This is a genomic window from Flavobacterium album (assembly GCF_003096035.1).
Taxonomy (GTDB): domain Bacteria; phylum Bacteroidota; class Bacteroidia; order Flavobacteriales; family Flavobacteriaceae; genus Flavobacterium; species Flavobacterium album.
The window spans coordinates 2,188,844-2,204,670 of the sequence record NZ_CP029186.1; the positions used below are offsets into that span (position 1 = coordinate 2,188,844).

General features: G+C 45.4%; 12 protein-coding genes and 1 riboswitch. Of the genes, 9 read left to right on the forward strand and 3 right to left on the reverse strand.

All coding sequences use genetic code 11. From position 1 onward, the window contains the following. Window positions 1-3 precede the first annotated feature (3 nt). From HYN59_RS09725 to HYN59_RS09735, 3 genes are all read left to right on the forward strand, one after another. Window positions 4-6,678 carry a T9SS type B sorting domain-containing protein gene (locus HYN59_RS09725; protein ID WP_108778076.1) on the forward strand — a complete coding sequence of 2,225 codons (6,675 nt, stop codon included), beginning with the start codon at window positions 4-6 and terminating at the stop codon, window positions 6,676-6,678. A 319-nt stretch (window positions 6,679-6,997) separates the two neighbouring features. Further along, window positions 6,998-7,201, forward strand: a riboswitch (cobalamin riboswitch). Window positions 7,202-7,231: 30 nt separating this feature from the next. Further along, on the forward strand, window positions 7,232-9,061 hold the full coding sequence (locus tag HYN59_RS09730) for a TonB-dependent receptor plug domain-containing protein (RefSeq protein WP_108778077.1): 1,830 nt from the start codon (window positions 7,232-7,234) through the stop codon (window positions 9,059-9,061). Between the two features lie 3 nt (window positions 9,062-9,064). Continuing rightward, window positions 9,065-10,138, forward strand: a complete 1,074-nt coding sequence (locus HYN59_RS09735; protein ID WP_108778078.1) for a YncE family protein — start codon at window positions 9,065-9,067, stop codon at window positions 10,136-10,138. A gap of 255 nt (window positions 10,139-10,393) precedes the next feature. Here the strand turns inward: HYN59_RS09735 and HYN59_RS09740 are convergent, their stop codons facing one another. Together HYN59_RS09740 and HYN59_RS18270 are read right to left on the reverse strand one after the other, a co-directional pair. Continuing rightward, window positions 10,394-11,563, reverse strand: coding sequence for a S41 family peptidase (locus tag HYN59_RS09740; protein ID WP_245895522.1), 1,170 nt, complete (start codon window positions 11,561-11,563; stop codon window positions 10,394-10,396). Between the two features lie 11 nt (window positions 11,564-11,574). After that, the gene (locus HYN59_RS18270) at window positions 11,575-11,835 is read right to left on the reverse strand and encodes a hypothetical protein (protein ID WP_245895524.1); all 261 of its coding nucleotides are present in this window, start codon (window positions 11,833-11,835) and stop codon (window positions 11,575-11,577) included. A gap of 109 nt (window positions 11,836-11,944) precedes the next feature. Between HYN59_RS18270 and HYN59_RS09745 the strand changes: the two genes are divergently transcribed. Genes HYN59_RS09745 through HYN59_RS09770 form a run of 6 tightly spaced genes read left to right on the forward strand, consistent with a single transcriptional unit; the run spans window position 11,945 to window position 14,994 of the window. Further along, window positions 11,945-12,460 carry an RNA polymerase sigma factor gene (locus HYN59_RS09745; protein ID WP_108778079.1) on the forward strand — a complete coding sequence of 172 codons (516 nt, stop codon included), beginning with the start codon at window positions 11,945-11,947 and terminating at the stop codon, window positions 12,458-12,460. Then, complete coding sequence (locus HYN59_RS09750) at window positions 12,441-12,881, forward strand: hypothetical protein (protein ID WP_108778080.1); 441 nt, start codon at window positions 12,441-12,443, stop codon at window positions 12,879-12,881. The genes HYN59_RS09745 and HYN59_RS09750 overlap by 20 nt, the downstream gene beginning before the upstream one ends. Before the next feature lie 4 nt (window positions 12,882-12,885). Continuing rightward, window positions 12,886-13,359, forward strand: a complete 474-nt coding sequence (locus tag HYN59_RS09755; protein ID WP_108778081.1) for a DUF4252 domain-containing protein — start codon at window positions 12,886-12,888, stop codon at window positions 13,357-13,359. Between the two features lie 33 nt (window positions 13,360-13,392). After that, complete coding sequence (locus HYN59_RS09760; RefSeq protein WP_108778082.1) at window positions 13,393-13,866, forward strand: DUF4252 domain-containing protein; 474 nt, start codon at window positions 13,393-13,395, stop codon at window positions 13,864-13,866. 48 nt (window positions 13,867-13,914) lie between these two features. Next, on the forward strand, window positions 13,915-14,445 hold the full coding sequence (locus tag HYN59_RS09765; RefSeq protein ID WP_108778083.1) for a DUF4252 domain-containing protein: 531 nt from the start codon (window positions 13,915-13,917) through the stop codon (window positions 14,443-14,445). A gap of 6 nt (window positions 14,446-14,451) precedes the next feature. Further along, the gene (locus HYN59_RS09770; protein WP_108778084.1) at window positions 14,452-14,994 is read left to right on the forward strand and encodes a DUF4252 domain-containing protein; all 543 of its coding nucleotides are present in this window, start codon (window positions 14,452-14,454) and stop codon (window positions 14,992-14,994) included. 52 nt (window positions 14,995-15,046) lie between these two features. Here HYN59_RS09770 and HYN59_RS09775 read toward each other — a convergent pair whose 3' ends face one another. Beyond that, window positions 15,047-15,811, reverse strand: coding sequence for a hypothetical protein (locus HYN59_RS09775; protein WP_108778085.1), 765 nt, complete (start codon window positions 15,809-15,811; stop codon window positions 15,047-15,049). Window positions 15,812-15,827 lie beyond the last annotated feature (16 nt).

Sequence of the window (15,827 nt, forward strand, 5' to 3'; positions counted from 1 at the left end):
AGCATGAAAAAAATTATCTCACTGGCATTGTTCCTGTTGTGTTCCCTGGCGCTAAATGCGCAGATTACACCTAACGGAAATTCAGGCTCTGCCACAACTGCCTATACCAACGGCACACCGAACGATCCTATATATATTTGGTGTAACGAAGGGCTTAGTGCTACCACAGGAAGCCTTACGGCAACCTACGCTGCGGCAACCGGGCCTTTTACCTTTAAATGGTATTATCACAACCAGGCCAACTCATCATGGGCGCTATATACTACGCAGACAGGTACAAGCTCTACGATCTCTAACCTGCCGAGCGATGGTTACAGGGTTCAGATATACAGCGGTACTACACTCCTTGCATGCTACAACGCATGGGTTTGGAACCTGAATGTGCAAATGACAGCCAGCAACCAGCCTTCGGGATGTGATACTACCAATCTTAGCGGAACTGTACAGACTACAGGTTCGTTCACGTATTATAACCCGCCGCCTCCGGAAGCGATTATCACACCGACTACACAAATTAGCGTAACATTCAACGCTACCCATACTTACGTTTCCGACCTTGGTTTTTACCTTATCGGACCAAACGGCGTTACCATACCGCTAATGCCTAACCCGGGCCAGACAGGCAATCCGGGAGGTGGGATATGTAACAGCTCAGACAACGTTATCAACTTTACACTTAATAATACATCAACTAACTTCATAGATGTTTGTGACCCCGACGTTCCCCTTAGCGGTACATGGGGTGGATATTTAGCTGGAAACCCTCTTGTCCCGACACCGATAAACTGGGCAGCCTTTTATGGAGTGAATGCCGCCGCCGGTGGGTGGGCGGTACAGATATATGACTGTATTGGTGCTGACGTAGGTAAATTAACCAGTGCAAGTATTACATTTACAAACCTTGATGCTACCTGTAATGCGCAGCAGTCTATCAGCTATACCTCGGGTAATATTGCAAACCTCCCGACTTCGGTAATTAATGACAACTCATGTTCGCCATCAACGGCATCTATATTCACTGTGCCGATCTCACCAGCTTTGAGCACGCCAATTACTATAACTGCTTCAGGCACCGGCTCAGGAGGCACTACAGGTACCAATGTAATGTGGGACGCTGCTGTGCCAATTGCAAATGCTGCAGCTTTAAATACATCGGCAAGCGGTATTCCTGTAGGTACTACAATTTTTACGCTTACTGCTTCTGTTGGTTATGGTAATGCGGTATGTACCTATTCTAAAACCACGGGCTTTACACGCGAACCGATAATATTAGGAGAGCCTGAGGATATAATCGTATGCGCAGTAGGCCAGCCTCCTTATTCTTTTGATCTTACTCAAAACAATGATGAGATACTTAATGGATTGGATCCTGTAATTAACGAGGTAACTTTCTATACGAACGCATTTGATGCCGACAATGGTTTTAATGCCATCCCTGCATCGGAGACAACAAATTACGAGACTGACGGTACTGAGCAGGAAATCTGGGCAAGGGTAACGAATTATTTTACCGACTGTCATGAAATTACATCATTCATAATAAAGGCAAGTCCGGCTCCCCTTGCAAACTCTCCTGTAGATCAGCAGCTTTGTGATAATGACAATAACGGCTCTGAAATTTTCGACCTGACTACACTGGACGGAGATGCACTTGCAGGCCAGGACCCGAACGATTTTGTAGTAAGCTATCATACAACCCTTAATGGCGCTACACAAAATACACAGCTTGTAAATACACCGACAGCTGTCCCTGTAACAGATGGCCAGGTGGTATATATACGTGTGACCAGTGCAGGTAATGAAGATTGTTATGCAACTTCATCGGTTAAGTTTATTATTACCCCTAAACCGGTGGTAGTAGTTCCTGCTGATGCCTATGCATGTAGCGATACAGGATATACGCTTCCTGCACTTACTGTTGGAAACTATTTTACTGGTCCGAACGGTACAGGGACACAATTGACTGCCGGCACTGTGATCAACACTACGCAGATCATTTATGTGTATGCGCAGTCCAATACCACACCGAATAACTGTACCGATGAGGGAAGTTTTACGGTTACAATCAATCCACTTCCGGTTGTAGATGAGCCTGCATGGGTTACCGCCTGCGAAAGCTTCTTCCTTGACCCGCTTAGCTCTCCGGACCAGCATTACTACACCGGCCATGATGGTACCGGTACGCAATATGATGCCGGGCAGGAAATTACAGATGATGCTGTTCTGTACATATACCAGCAAACAGGTACTGCGGCTACGGTAATTTGCAGCGATGAGTACGAATTCCGCGTGAAGATAGACAAGAGGCCGGTATTGGTGCCTGCCGCTGAGATCGAAGTTTGTGACGATGATTTTGATGGTCTTGCTACATTCGACCTGACCCCTGCGGGCACAGAAGTAGTAGATGGCGCTAGCGGTGTTGTTGTATCTTACCATACAAGCGAATTTAACGCGCAATACAACCTACAGCCGATACAACAGCCGGATGCCTACCAGGCACCGACATCAATTGTTTATATAAGGGCTATAAAGGCAAGCAGTACTACAGATTGTTACTCTATACAGTCGGTACAGCTTACTGTTCAGCCTAAGCCTGCGGTTAGCCCTATAAGCGCTTATGTAGTATGTGATGATAATAACGCACCGGATGGAGTGGAATATTTTGACCTTACTACAAAAACGCCTGAAGTAACCAGCAACCCTGATGTAACGGTAACCTATTACCCAACACAACAGGATGCTATTGATGACACAGCAGAGATAACCGATGCGGGCAATTACCAAAGTGGCAACGCAACTGTATGGGTAAGGCTCGAAAGCAGTTTTGGATGTTTCAATACAACTTCTTTTGAACTTGTGGTGAACCCCCTTCCTGTTGTAAATACGAACATGGATCCATTCTATTCTTGTGAAGAGCAGCCGGGTGAAGGCCTTTTTGACCTTTCCCAGATTGATCCGGTTGTAACAATGGGTGCTTCCGGATATACCGTAGCTTATTATGCGTCACTTAACGATGCACAAAACCCAACGCCGGATAACTACCTTCATTCGCCATACCTTTCTCCTACCGCTACAATATATGCGAGGGTAGAGAACGTAATTACAGGATGTGTTGTTATCGCGACTGTAGACCTTGAAGTGCTTCCTGCACCGATAGCGCCTGACCAGGCACCGCTGGAAGAGTGTGATTTCAATAATGATAATGTAGCAACCTTCAATATCCAGACAGCTCTTGATAACATCATAGCTCAAATGGGAGGAAATGTTACACTTTCAACACATGAAACAATGAATGATGCCCTGTTTGGGACGAATTCTATTGAAGGCAACCCGCTGCTTAATATTTCAGCATACAACAATGTATATGCGCTAACAACAGGTGGGGTGCAGACACTATATATAGTAGTAAAAAGCGCATTTACCGACTGTTTCGACATCGTGCCTTTACAGCTGATAGTTCACCCGGTACCGGTAGCTACAGAGCCGGAGCCTTATTTGCTTTGCGATAACGGCAATAACGATAACGATGGTATTGCAACATTCGACCTTACAACCAGGGAAGCAGAGATACTGGGCACTATCGACCCAACCGCCTTTAGCATTGCTTTCTATACAAGTGAAAATGGAGCTAAAAATGATATTGCCGGAGACCGTATAAATACACCTGCATCTTATAGCACTGCCAGCAGGTCAGTTTGGGCAAGGGTAACCAATAATACAACAGGCTGTTATGATGTAGTAGAGCTCGAACTTATCGTGAACCCGCTTCCGGTAGCCAACCAGCCTACACCATATACATTATGCGATACCACAAATTTTGGTGATGAGAGGGAAGTATTCGATCTTACTACGAAAATTGACGAGATCATTACTGTATCGGGAGTGCCGCAATCGGGTATCAATACAACTTTCTACCACACTTATGATGATGCGGTAGCAGGTACGAATGCTATTGGAAACCCTGAAGCTTATACCAATAACGCTGCCGTAGAGACCATTTTTGTAAAAGTGGAGCTTGAGGAAACGGGTTGTTACAGGATAGTGCTTCTTGACCTTAGGGTAGAACCGCTTCCGATATTGGTGCTTCCAACAGCTGAAGAACTCAATGTTTGTGATACCACAGGCCTTGGTATTGGTGAATTTGACCTTAATGACCTTTTGGAAGATATGGTTAATGGCGCTCCGAATCTACAGGTGACATTCCACCTTACAAACCAGGACGCTATAGACAATGTAAATGCAATACCAAATACAAGCAACTACCAAAATGTAAATCCATTTGTGCAGATGATTTATGTAAGGGTTGAAAACACGGTAACGGGATGTACAAATGCCACGCCTTATGTGTTGACGCTTACGGTAACGCCTGCACCTATAGCACCGGAAGATCTTGAGGATCTTGTGCAATGTGACGACCAGGACAACAACGGACAGGATGGTAAGGCTTACTTTGACCTGACACAGCAGGATGCAATTATTTATGCTGCCATGAACAGGGATCCTTCAACGCTGACAATACAATACTTTACCAGCGAAGCCAATGCACAGAATGGCGTTCCACGGATTACTAACCCTTCGCACTACAACGGTACGAACGGGCAGACAATCTGGGTAAGGGTACAGACACCGGGTACAGAATGTTTTAGTGTTACAAGTTTCGACCTTGAATTGAACATGCCGCTGCTGCTTACGCAACCTACCATGCTGACCGTTTGTAATGAGAGCCTGTATGCTCCTGACGGTACTTATATAGGAAATGACGGCATAGCACAGTTTGACCTTACTACTAAAGATGAGGAGATACTTGGACAGTACGGAATAGGACAAGGCAATACAGTTGCTTACTACGAATTGGACCCAAGGGTTACATCTGATGTGACGCCTATACCAAATCCTGAAACGTATACCAATCCGGCACCACCGGCAGGTAACCCTAAAACATTGTATGTAATGGTTACTACACCGGAAGGATGTAAGAGCTATACAACACTTACTATTAAAGTACTTCCGCTGCCTCAACCGGATCAGGATGTCGAGCCGCTTGAACTGTGTGACGTGAATGGCTCTGGTGACGGACAGGAAATATTTGACCTTACCGATGCGGAAACCGACATAAGGGATAATGATTTCAACATGGTGTTGACATACTATGAAACTGAAGAAGATGCCAACAACAGGACAAACCCTATATTGAACTATACAGCTTACAATAGCGGCAACGCTACGATCTGGGTAAGGGCAGAGGCTAATACTCAGGATCCGACTAACCCTGTATGCTTCACGATCACGCATTTTGACCTTATCGTGAACCCGCTTCCGGTATTGGGTGAGGCAGGTGTTATAGCGCCTTACGCAATATGTGAGCAGAATACAGACGGTATTGCTACGTTCGATTTCAATACCCATATGGATGAAATCCTTGGTGCAAATACCGATCCTGCCGATTATACTGTTACGTTCTACCGCAACGCGGCAGATCAGGGCCTCGGAATTGCAATGCCATACATCTATACCAATACAAGTTCTCCTAACCAGCAGAACATACTTGTAGAGGTTGTGAATAATGATACAGAATGTACTATCACAGCGCCGCTTACACTATTGGTGGAAGAAGCTGCGACAGCCAACCCTATTACGGAGACGTTCTTTGAATGTGACTACGATGGTACTAACGATGGTATATTTACCTTCGACCTTACACGTGCAGATGACGATGCCCTTGGCACGCAGAACCCTGCTAATTACAGTGTAACTTACTATACCAGCCTTGAAGATGCGGAAGCAGGAGAGAATGCGATAGCAAACCCTACAGCTTACCAAAACACGCCTGATTACCAAATGATCTGGGTAAGGGTAACCAACGAGTCAACCGTAAGCGGATGTCATGAGGTGACTACATTGGAGCTGTTTGTGGAGCGTATACCGGAGCCGAGCCTGGAAGGTGGTACAATATGTGTGAATTTTGATACACAGGAAGTACTGCGTCCTCATCCGATGGACAGCGGACTGGATGCTACCCATACTTTTGTATGGTACCACGATGGCGCTGTAATCCCGGGTGCTACAGGCCCTACGTATACAGCAACTGCTGCAGGTGAATATACTGTAGTAGCTACAAGTGCGACAGGATGTGTATCTGACCCTATTGCTCCGGTAACGGTACTTCGCAGTGGCCCTGCAAGCCCTATCGGTATCGGTTATGTGGTAAGCAACGCATTTAGCGATGAGCAGATCATTACCGTACTTGCACAAGGTTATGGCGAATACCAGTACCAGCTTGATAATGGGCCTTGGCAAAACTCGAATGTGTTTACCAATGTGTACGCCGGGCCGCACGAGATCCACGTACGTGACATTTCTACAGACGATCCTTGTGACGAATTCAATATGCTTCTTGAAGATGTAAGCGTTATTGATTACCCGAACTTCTTTACACCAAATGGTGATGGTTACCATGATTACTGGAACATCATTGGCATGAAGAATTTTGAAGACGTAAAAATTTATATCTTCGACCGTTATGGTAAACTAATGAAACAGATTTCCCCTGCAGGAGACGGATGGGATGGTACCTACAATGGCTACCCTGTTCTTGCAGATGACTACTGGTTCACAGTTACCTACAGGGAAGGAGACGTAACTAAAGAATTCAAGGCCCACTTCGCACTTAAGCGATAATAAGCCAACCTGAATAACAAAAGGGCATCCGCATAGGGTGCCCTTTTTGCATTTATAAGATTTTGTATTTTGGGCGTGTCGCTTTCGCAAGCCTGCCTTTGCCGGCCGGCAGGCTACAGCGTCAGGCTATCGGCTTTATCTGCTCCGTGCCTCCGCAGTATATCGCCTCTATCCTTCACGCGGGCTACACTCGAACCGATAAGCGTGTCGGAGCAGGCACGTTCTGGCTTCCCTCTCCTGTAGACGGGCTTGGGGTGGGGTCTATTTACATTTCAATTTAAAAATTTGTCAAATAGGTGTAATTCGTGGCTAATAATACTATCTTTGCCGCACTTAAGGTTGCGGCGCATTTTTCGGCGTGCCGCATTAAAAGGGAACCGGGTTAAAATCCCGGGCTGTTCCCGCAACTGTAAGCTTACCCTGATTATCGGGGGGCTGTTGTTAACTCCAAACCACTGTTTTCGGACGGGAAGGTAAACAACAGTACGCAAGCCAGGAGACCTGCCTTGAGTGTAACTAATATCGGGCTTTCGGGAAAAAAGGCTCAGGGATTATGACACTTAAAAAGATTATCTTACCGTTTTTGCTGCTCCTGTGCCATGTCCTGTTGGCGCAGAATGATGCTGTTGTGCAATTAAAGGAAGTTATCATTTCGGATGCGCAGCTCCATGATTTCTCCACAACACAGTCCACCCAAAAGCTTACCGACTCAGTTATCCACAAAAATGCAGCCTCGCTTACGTCCCTGTTGCAATACAACACAGTCATTTACTTTAAGGAGAACGGGCTTGGCATGGTATCTTCGCCGTCATTTAGAGGCACCAGTGCACAACAGACTGCCGTGATATGGAACGGCATCAACATCAATTCGCAGCTTAATGGACTGACAGATTTCAATATACTCAATGCCCGCGATTTCAATTCGGTTACCGTGAGGGCAGGCGGGGGCAGCGTTATTTATGGAAGCAGCGCTATTGGCGGGAGCATCCACCTGAACAGCGAACTGGAATTTGGTTCTAAATTCATTAATAACCTGCGCGTAGATTACGGCAGCTTCAATACGTTCGGGGCCAATTATAACCTGAAAGCTTCGGGTGAAAAATTCAGCACCGATGTAAGCATAAGCAGGAACAGCTCTGATAACGATTATCGCTATCCCGGAACGGACATAAAAAACGACAACGGTCAATACTACAATACAAGCGTTAATACGGCTTTTGCCTATAAGATAAACGACAGGAACCTGCTCAGGCTTTACAGTTATGCCTACGATGGCAAAAGGCATTTCTCCCGTACGCTGGCTGCGCCTTCACGCAGCATGTATGACGATACCAATACAAGGAACCTGCTGGAATGGGACGGTTTTTACAACCGTTTTACTTCTAAGATAAAAGTGGCCTACCTTGAGGAAAAGTACAAGTACTTTGAGAATTTCCGAAATGGCAATTTCACATTCGGCAAAGTGAAGACCTTTATCGGGAAATACGACCTTACGTATGATGTATCAAATAAAATCAGGCTGAACACCATTATTGACTATACCCAAAACAATGGAGAGGGCTCAGATATTCTTTCAAAAAAGAGGGATATCGGATCGGGCAGCCTGCTGATGAAGCATCAGGTAACAGAGAAAATACAATACGAGTTGGGCATCCGCAAAGAGATTACCAATGCCTACGAGAGCCCGTTGCTATTTTCGGCGGGAACCAATATCGCCTTAACGAACTTTTACAACATAAAGCTGAACGCCTCGCGCAATTTCAGGATACCTACATTCAACGACCTGTACTGGCAGGGCAGCGGTAACCCCAACCTGAAACCCGAAAGCTCCTGTCAGGCAGAGTTAGGCAATGTGTTTCACTTCAGTAATATTACGTTTACCCTTACCGGTTATTATATAAAACTGACCGATATGCTGCGATGGGTACCGTCAGCCGGCGGAATCTGGAGGCCGGAGAATGTTGGCAAAGTAAACAATTACGGCCTCGAATCTATCCTCAACTGGAAAAAGAAAATAGGAGGAGGCCAGCTGGAGTTCAATGGCACCTATGCTTACACCGTTTCCCGCGAAGACGGCAAAAGCGAGCAACTTATCTATGTGCCTTTCCATAAGGCCACGGCATCATTGGCCTATGACTGTAAAGGATTTTCAGCCTATTACCGCCACATGTTCAACGGGGAAGTATTTACCAGTTCCGACAACGCTTATAAAATCGATGCCTGGAATGTTTCGGGTATTGGCGCCGAATATACCTTCAAAGTGCTCTCCGGCCTGTCCCTCGGCGCGCAGGTAAACAACCTCTGGAACGAAGAATACCAAAATGTGTCCGTGCGCCCTATGCCCGGACGCTATTACAACACATACCTTAATTTTAAATTCTAATATATGAAAATCAACAAACTAGTACTTACGGCGCTTGCAGGCTCACTATTATTCGTATCGTGTAGCGATGACGATTCTGCCAATGCACCTTCGGGCGCTTATGACAACGGCCTTTTGATCATCAACCAGGGGAACTTCGGCCATGGTAATTCGGAAGTTTCTTTTCTTTCTGATGCAATGGAATTGGAAAACACCATTTATTCTGCTGTGAATTCCGGCGCTTTGTTAGGCGATACGGGCCAGGATATTGGCTTTAAAGACGATCTTGCTTATATTGTGATGAACGGCTCTAACACGGTACAGATTGTGAACCGCTATACATTCGCCCATGTGGCCACTATCAGCGAGGGGCTTTATAACCCCAGGTATATTGCCTTTGAGAACAATAAGGCCTATGTAACCAACTGGGGCGATGGCAACGTTACCACCGATGACTTTGTAGCCGTTATTGACCTTTCCACAAATACCGTTACTTCTGAGATCGCGGTAGCAGAAGGCCCGGAGCGCATTATTGAAGAAGAAGGGAAACTCTACGTGACGCACAAAGGCGGCTTTGGTTATGGCAGCTCTGTTACGGTAATCAATAGTGCTACCAATGCGGTTCTAACCTCTATTCCCGTTGGCGATGTGCCTAATACCATGTTTGAAGATAACGGCAAGCTGTATGTAATGTGTGAGGGCAAGCCTTCATGGGCAGGTACCGAGACTGCGGGAAGCCTGAAGGTAATTAATATGTCAAACAATACGGTAGCCACAACTATGGCATTTGCAGGCATGAGCCACCCGACCAATCTGGTGAAGGATGGTAACAAGATCTATTTTACCGAAGGATCTGATATCTACAGCATGGCACAAAATGCTACAACGCTTCCGGCCGAACCGCTCTTTACTACAGAAGACCAGGGCGTATATGGCGTATCTGCCTTTGCTGTAGGGAATGGGCACATTTATGTTGGCGATGCACGGGATTATAACTCAAATGGCAAAGTCTACGTATACTCGCTTACAGGCGCATTAGAGCAGAACGGCACGTTTACTGTTGGTGTGACACCGGGAGGATTTTATTTTAATGACTAAATAAGTTCTGTCATCAATCATTATAATGAGAAGAGCGGCTGTCCGGAAGGGCAGCCGCTCTCTGTTTTTATTGTCTATGGATAACACACCCCTGGCCCCTCTCAAGAGGGGAAGAGCTACACGCATGACGATAAGCGTACGCATTTGGATTTGAGTAAGCACATCCGAGTGTTCCCCTCTTGAGAGGGGTCAGGGGTGTGTCTTTTAGGGCTTATTGACTGGCAAGCTTATTAAGGAAATATCCATAACTCTGTTCTACGGTATCGGCTGCAATCCCACAGACCCCTCCGGCATTTCCTCAATATACATTTCGGTACCGAAGCGCTGCATGTTTTTCGAGTCCTTAAAGTTCTTATACTTTTTGGCGGGAGCCAAACCATGACGGCCATTGCTTGTTATGTCAGCTATGGCGGCGGCAAACAAAGGTTCGTTAGGATCGCCCAGCACACCCATATTGCCAAAGTCTTCCTGCAGTTCTATCTGTGGCGCGATACCCGCGCTATAATCGCCAAACCCATCGGCATTAACTGTTTTAAGCACTATAGGCTGCATGGCATAGCGGTGGCTGCCGTTGCGGTGGCTCTTGGAGAAATCGGGCGAATCGTAAAGCGTTACCGATCCCACGTTTTTACCGGTGGTAACATCCCCAACAACTACTACGTCGATATACGGCTTAAGGCAATTGATCACCAGCTCGCTTGCCGATGCTGTAGAGCGCGAGGTGAGTATATGTATTTTGCTAAGGTGAAGGCTGTTGATGGCCTGTCCGCCGGAAAGCTGGTTGGTAAACATGTTCTTCAAAGCTTCGGGGTTGCTATCTTCATAATGGGCCTGCAGCTTGGCATTCCATTGCTGTTTGGCAAAAAGCTGCCCGTTGAACTGCCCGGTAATCATACTGCCCAGATAGGTTGCCGTCCTGACAGACCCACCAGAATTGTAGCGAAGGTCCAACACCAGGTCGGTAATATTCTGCGAAGCCAGTTGCGCAAAGGCACCATTCAGGTCGGCATCATAATTACTAAAGAACCCATTGTACATAAAGTAGCCTATCCTGTGACTGCCCTGCTCTGTGACCTGTACGGTATAAACTGGATTTTCAGCATACTGCGACTTGGTAAGGCTTACTGATGTACCTGTTGGTGTTATCGTACCATCATTATAGGTAGCAAGGTTAAGGGTATAGCTGTCGGAACTCAGGAGGCTCTGGTAGTTGCCCACCGTCAGTGGCGTATCATTTACCGCATAAAAAATATCGCCCCTGTGGATATCCTTTGATGAAGCATCAGAATTGGGCATAATGTAGCGCACATAGCCGAAAATACCGGTTTGTGTGTCGTCGGTATAAACAAGGCCAAATTCTACGCCATTGCTTTTTACTACGCCCTGCAATGCATTTTCGAGCACATTGAAATCGGGCACGATCACGCTCCAGCGGTCTACGACCCCGCGCTGGTACAGCAGGCTTTCAAAAGGTCTTCAGGCCTGGAAAAAGTCTCGAGGTAGGAATTAAGCTCTCCCTGGTTGGCAAAGCGGTCATCGGAAAGATCGGGCACATCGGCCTGCCATAAATAATACAGGTTGAGGCCTTTCCATATAAAGTCGTTTACAGGTACAGCATTGTCGTCCATGTCTTCGCACGCCTGGAAGGCAAAAGCGCCAACCAGCAGCGAAGCCAGTAATAATCGCATCTTTTTCATTATAGCAGATTTAATAGAACGTAAATTTAAATAATTTTGATATAGCTTGTAACAAAAATTATCCCAATTCGTCTTCCTTTTATAAACCGATAACAAACCACCATCAGTAATGAATCAATCAGAGTTCATAAAAGTGATCTCTCCCTTTAAAGACCGGGTATTCCGGTTGGCAAAGCGCCTTCTTGTGAGCAACGAAGAGGCGGAGGATGCTACGCAGGAGGTACTGGTGAAATTGTGGAACAATAAAGGGAAGCTGGAAAGCTACTCGAGTGTTGAGGCACTGGCAATGACCATGACGAAAAATTACTGCCTTGACCAGCTGAAGTCTAAAAGGGCTACGGAAATGCGGATAGTGCACAGCAACTATACCGACCGGCAGGCAGGGCTGCAGCAACAGGCAGAAGACAGGGACAGCTGGAGCTGGGCGGAGAAGATAATGGAAACCCTGCCCGAACAGCAAAAGCTGATCCTGCAGATGAGGGATATAGAGCAATATGAATTTGAAGAGATAGCCAAAATAATGGACATGAACGAAACCGCTGTAAGGGTGGCACTGTCCCGGGCGAGGAAAACGATGAGGGAGGAACTTACAAAAACACACAGCTATGGAATTAAGAACAATTGAAAAACTACTGGAGAAATATTTTGATGCTGAAACCAGTACTGCCGAAGAAAGAGAGCTTAAGATCTACTTCGCTTCACCGGATGTGGCGCCACATCTGGAACAGTACAGGCCGATGTTCGGGTATTTTGCCCAGGCCGGCACACAACAGTTTGACAAACCGATACCGTTAAAAACCAAAAGGAATTATACCGGATGGATGTCGGTGGCGGCAAGTATCGTAGTGATGCTGGGCATGTTTACGTTTTTGAACAGGGCGCAGCCTTCGCAGGCAGAGCTCGGCACCTATGACGACCCCGAAGTAGCTTTCAGGGAAACGCAGAAAGCGCTGAACATGCTTTCCAAAAATGTAAATGTGGGGGTTGAGAGCGTGAATTATATAGGAGAGTACGAGAAATCAAGAAAAACGATCTTTAAAGAATAGCAAAATGAAAAAAATTATCATCGCTTTATTGGCAATACTGCCTTCGGTGGCTTTTGCACAAAACAATTTTTTTGACAAGTTTGAAGGTAAGGAAGGCATAGAAGGTGTGGAGATTACCGATAATATGCTGGAAGTGTTCGGGTATTTTAAGGTCACAGGAGCCGGCGACGAAGACAGCCTGCCTGCAAAGGTGAAAGAATTCGAGAATGTGAAGGCATTCATCACCAAAGACAAAAAACGCATGAAGGAAATGCGTAACGGTGTGGCCGATTACCTGAAAAAGTTCCCAATGGAAGCTTCGGTAAAGCTCAACAATGAATCAGGAAAAATAAATATTTACGTAAGGAAAGCCGGTAATACATCTATTATAAAAGAAGTACTGGTTTTTATTGAAGACCTTGAAAAGCAGGAGGCTGTACTGCTTTCCTTTATGGGGAATATAGACCTTGGGGAAAATAAAACAGCATTAAACAATTAAAAACCAGCTTAAAAAGCATAAAAATCTAAAAAAATGAAAAAATTCATAATCACAGCAGTATTGGCAGCAATGCCTTTTGTAACCTTTGCACAAACCAAAGCTTTCGATAAATTCCAGGATGTGGAAGGCATAGAATCGGTAATAATCAACAAAGAAATGTTCAGGATGCTTAGCGACGTGAAGGTTTCGGGCAATGACAAAACCCAAAAGTACCTTGATATGGCCGAAAAGCTGGAAGGTGTAAAGGTGTTTTCTACCAAAGAACAGAAATTTAAAGAGGAGATGAAAAAGACGGTAACCGAATATGTAAAGAAAAACCCGCTTACTGAACTGATGAGTGCCAACAAAGACGGCGCCAAAATAAAAATTTATGTTACCCAGGGCAAAGAAGAGTCCATCATAAAAGAAGGCCTTGTGTTTATTGAGAATGCCAAAGATAATGAAATGGTACTGGTATCTTTTACAGGCACCCTTGACCTGAAGGATATTGAGGCGTTTAAGAACTAAACAGCGCCCGCCCCAAAACACCAAAAACAAAAATTAAAAACGACAACAATGAAAAATGTAATAATAGCTATACTGCTTTCCCTGATGCCCGTATTGATGCGCGCTCAGGTGACTGCCTTCGATAAATTTGAAGACAAGACAGGTATTGAAAGCGTGGTAGTGAACAAAAAAATGTTCCAGCTAATGTCTGAGGTCAAGGCGACCGGAAAGGACAAAGCCGATTACCAGCAGTATATCGACCTGATAAAAAAGCTGGAGTACCTGAAGGTATTTAAGACAGTCAATGCAAAGCACAGTGCCGATATGAAGGCCACCGTTGATGCTTACCTTAAGAAAAGCCCAATGGATGAGCTGATGCGGATGAGCGATGGCGGAAGGAATATCAAGATCTATGTGAAGTCGGGTGCTAAAGCCTCACAGGTGCGTGAGCTGCTGATGTTCATGGATGGCGGCAAGCAGGAAACAGTGATTATGTCACTTACCGGTAACTTCGACATTAGCCAGATATCGCTTCTTACCGATAAGCTGAGCCTTCCCGGAGGTATGGAACTGAAAAAAGCATCTAAATCCAAAAAATAACGATCTATGAAACGCAGCCTGTATTTATTCGGCTTAATGCTACTGGTGCTTGCTTCCTGCTCGCAGGAACCGTCACTGCAAAAATATTATATTGAAAAAGGTGAAGCACCGGGCTTTATCACCCTTGACATTGCTCCGACCTTTATTAAAAGAAATGAGATAAAACTGACCCCTGAGGAAAAAGCAGCAGTTGGATCGCTGCATAAGTTCAATGTGCTTATCTATAAAACAGACAGCCTTGATGTAAGCCACAAAAGGTATGAGCAGGAACTGGAAAAGGTGAAAGGCCTTATAAAAGGGGAGTACGAAGAGCTTATAAAGATCAATAACGGCGAAAGCGGCGCTTCTATCAGTACTAAAGGCAATGATGAGCACATCGAGGAGTTCGTGGTTTTCGTCCGCAACCAGGATACAGGGTTTGGCGTGGTGCGCGTGCTGGGGGATGATATGACGCCCAATAATGTATTAACCATTGCCGGTTTGCTTCAAAAAGCCAATATTGATACAGAGCAGTTCAAACCATTGCAGGAATTAATGAACAAGAAATAGGTTTGTTTAGGTTAGTAATGATCCCCCGGAAGTAAGGCTTTCGGGGGATTTTTTAATCAGGAAATTCTTGAATCTTAGTACTGTCCAGCGCTACCCATCCCTGTTCACGCTCCACATATTTGACATCGAATTTTTCAGAAAAGACGGTTTTGTATTTTCCATTGCGGCGTTCTTTCAAATGTTCCATCGTATAGTGCATGGTAACGGTGTCGTTTTTTATTTCCATGTCAGAAGTAAGGTGACAGGATATTTCACCCCCAATACACCAACCCGAATAGATGTAAGTGGAAATGCCATTGCCCTGTGGGGAGAAATCTTTAAAAAGGTAGAGATATGATGAGCAGAATCCGGACCCGGTGCCGCACGATTTTGTGCCAAAATAGCCGCCTGGATATTTCTTTAACCCTTCATAATGCCTTTCCCAGCAACATTGGTGCATGCCTGCGTAATAAGGTTCTGCCTGCAGCACTTCGCCTTTATCATTAATTTCCAAAAGCGTAAACATATTCCTGTCGGGATGTATAATATCACAAAGCAAAGCAATGTATTTTCCATTATCCATACGGTAATATTTTCCGATGGTGTCAGAAAACTTATAGATACGAGCTTCTAAATCCAGTGTATCCCGGCCTTCCCATTCCGTGCCGGGGTCATATTTTGCCTGCGAAAGCAAACGAAGCGCTTCGCCTTTTCTGATATAGCCGGAGTCGCCTATTATTTCGGTATAAATATTTTTTCCTTTATGAAAATTCCTTTTTTGGGAGTTGAAATTAAACAGGACTGCCAGGAAGCATATCCCGGCAAAAATGGTTTTCATGGATGGTAGTTTTGCA

What these genes read in the sequence shown, in the direction of transcription:
- HYN59_RS09725 (WP_108778076.1), top strand. Translation starts at nt 4, where the DNA reads ATGAAAAAAATTATCTCACTGGCATTGTTCCTGTTGTGTTCCCTGGCG.
- HYN59_RS09730 (WP_108778077.1), top strand. Translation starts at nt 7,232, where the DNA reads ATGACACTTAAAAAGATTATCTTACCGTTTTTGCTGCTCCTGTGCCAT.
- HYN59_RS09735 (WP_108778078.1), top strand. Translation starts at nt 9,065, where the DNA reads ATGAAAATCAACAAACTAGTACTTACGGCGCTTGCAGGCTCACTATTA.
- HYN59_RS18270 (WP_245895524.1), bottom strand. Translation starts at nt 11,835, where the DNA reads ATGAAAAAGATGCGATTATTACTGGCTTCGCTGCTGGTTGGCGCTTTT.
- HYN59_RS09745 (WP_108778079.1), top strand. Translation starts at nt 11,945, where the DNA reads ATGAATCAATCAGAGTTCATAAAAGTGATCTCTCCCTTTAAAGACCGG.
- HYN59_RS09750 (WP_108778080.1), top strand. Translation starts at nt 12,441, where the DNA reads ATGGAATTAAGAACAATTGAAAAACTACTGGAGAAATATTTTGATGCT.
- HYN59_RS09755 (WP_108778081.1), top strand. Translation starts at nt 12,886, where the DNA reads ATGAAAAAAATTATCATCGCTTTATTGGCAATACTGCCTTCGGTGGCT.
- HYN59_RS09760 (WP_108778082.1), top strand. Translation starts at nt 13,393, where the DNA reads ATGAAAAAATTCATAATCACAGCAGTATTGGCAGCAATGCCTTTTGTA.
- HYN59_RS09765 (WP_108778083.1), top strand. Translation starts at nt 13,915, where the DNA reads ATGAAAAATGTAATAATAGCTATACTGCTTTCCCTGATGCCCGTATTG.
- HYN59_RS09770 (WP_108778084.1), top strand. Translation starts at nt 14,452, where the DNA reads ATGAAACGCAGCCTGTATTTATTCGGCTTAATGCTACTGGTGCTTGCT.
- HYN59_RS09775 (WP_108778085.1), bottom strand. Translation starts at nt 15,811, where the DNA reads ATGAAAACCATTTTTGCCGGGATATGCTTCCTGGCAGTCCTGTTTAAT.